Here is a 2041-nt window from a genome sequence, read left to right as displayed (position 1 = left end):
GCCCGCCCCCACAGTGGGGGCGGGCCGCCGTCGTGTCACCTGCTGCCGGCCTCAGCCCTCGCGACCCGTCCGGGCGGAGCTGCGCCGAAGCGTGGCCTTGAACGCGCGCGCGGCCACCGGCCCGAGCCCGTCCACCACCTCCACCAGCGCGCCCATCCGGTCCAGCGCGTCGAAGGCGGCCGACGCCCCGTCAGGATCCACCCCCTCGTACAGCTCCAGACCGACGAAGGAGGCGGAGACGGCCTTGGCCAGCCCCGGTACGTCGAGGACCTCCACCAGCGGGTGGCCCAGGAAGATCCGCGTCAGCACCCGCTCGACCTCCGCACTCCACAGCCCGAGCGCCTCCGCCGAAGCGGTCGCCAGCGCCGGGTAGGCGGCGGCCCCCGCCAGGAAGTGCCCCAGCAGTGCCACGTTCCCCCGGTCCCGCTCCTCCTCGTGCAGCTCCCGGCCGAGCCGGAGGAGCTCGCGCAGCGAGCCGGCCTGCTCGAGCCGCGGCCGGTAGCGCTCGAGCCGCAGACCGGTCTCACGGAGCGCGGCGGCGGCGAGCAGTCCCTCGACCGTCTTGAAGTGGTAGAAGACCAGCGCCTGGTTGGCCCCCGCCTCGGTGGCGATGCTGCGCGCCGAGACGCCCGCGATTCCGTGCCGCCTGATCGCGGAGACGGCCGCTTCCATCAGTCGCTCACGCGTGTCGCTCATGCCGAGCAGCGTAGTGGGAGCCGCCCCGGGCAGCCCGAGGCCCGTTCAGGCGCGCTGACTCGCATCGCTTTCCCCGCCCGCCCCGCAGTCCTCGCTCCTCTCCTTGCCCTCAACTCCGCCACTGCTCCCGTACCGGCCGCACGTACGTCGGCACCCCCGCGCGGTCCGCGACGTCCATGTACTCGGTGGTGAACGACCCCTGGTACCCCATCACCGCACCGACCACCGGATTGGTCACCCTCACCTCGATCCGGAACCGCTCCGCCTCCTCGTCGAACCACTCGTGCACCCGGGCCCGCCCCGTCAGCACCCCTGGGCACCGCGGCGAGCCCGGCAGTGCCGACACCCGCTGGTCGCCCGAGGTGATCACCAACCCGCCGGCCGGAGTCACCTGCAACTCCAGGTCGACCGCCAGGTGCTGGTGCGTCCCCAGGTAGTCGATGACCGTGTTCGGTCGCTCGGAGGCGATCATCGTCGCGTCGAACCGGCGGGGACGGGTGAACTGGAAGGTCCGGACGAAGGTGACCGTCTCCCGGCCGTACCCGTCCCGGTACGCGTAGTTCGCGATAGTGAAGGCGACGTCGCGCCCGCTCTCCGGAAAGAGGATGTTGCAGCCGCTCCCCAGTCGGAGGGCCTGCTTCACCAGGCGGGACCCGTGCCACACCCGGTCCATCCGGCCGGTGCCGATGCAGGCGATCCCGTCCCGACTGGAGAACCCGAAGCGGCGCTGGAGTTCGGGGTGCAGCCGGTCGAAGTCCGAGCCGAGGGCGCTCCGGAATATCGACGCGCGGGCGGCGGAGGTGGTCGTGGTGGGGGCGGTGGCGATCTGAGGCACGGGTACTCCTGGGCAGGCCGGCGGTTGCGGTTTGAGCGATCGCTCAAGGCGGTGGCGCCATGGTGGCAGACCTTGAGCGATCGCTCAAGAGGGTGCCGAGCAGGGCCCTTGGAGGATGTTTGCCTTCGGATGGCGACGAAGGTAGTGTTCTCTAGTCGCTCGGCAGGGAGCACCGGACACGCGTTCTGTGTGGACGGTCCCGGGGCGGCCAATCCTTGGAACACCACTTCCGCTCGGAACTAGTCTGTGCTTTTTGCGGGCTGGGTCTATTTGTCGTGTGCGTTTATATGGATTGCGGCTGGATTCGCTTTTCGGAGCGGGGATCGGCTAGAGTTTGAAACGTCGGACAGGCCGTGAGGTCGCAGAAGACGGAAGCGAGTCGGACGAAAGCGTCTGATAAGCTTGAAACACGAAAGAACGAAGCGCCCGGAGGGCCCGCTGGAAGGCGGACCGAAGGAAGCGACCGTTCCTTGAGAACTCAACAGCGTGCCAAAAGTCAACGCCAGATAT

General features: G+C 69.3%; 2 protein-coding genes. Both read right to left on the bottom strand.

The window, feature by feature from the left end; genetic code table 11:
- Positions 1–51 precede the first annotated feature (51 nt).
- Complete coding sequence (locus ACWEPF_RS39880; RefSeq protein ID WP_449798063.1) at positions 52–696, bottom strand: TetR/AcrR family transcriptional regulator; 645 nt, start codon at positions 694–696, stop codon at positions 52–54.
- Positions 697–805: 109 nt separating this feature from the next.
- On the bottom strand, positions 806–1531 hold the full coding sequence (locus ACWEPF_RS39875; RefSeq protein ID WP_452176527.1) for a DUF4166 domain-containing protein: 726 nt from the start codon (positions 1529–1531) through the stop codon (positions 806–808).
- Positions 1532–2041: the final 510 nt, after the last annotated feature.

It is taken from the genome of Kitasatospora sp. NPDC004289 (assembly GCF_053602875.1).
This window is presented reverse-complemented; position numbering and strand designations above follow the sequence as displayed.

What these genes read in the sequence shown, in the direction of transcription:
- ACWEPF_RS39880 (WP_449798063.1), bottom strand. Translation starts at nt 696, where the DNA reads ATGAGCGACACGCGTGAGCGACTGATGGAAGCGGCCGTCTCCGCGATC.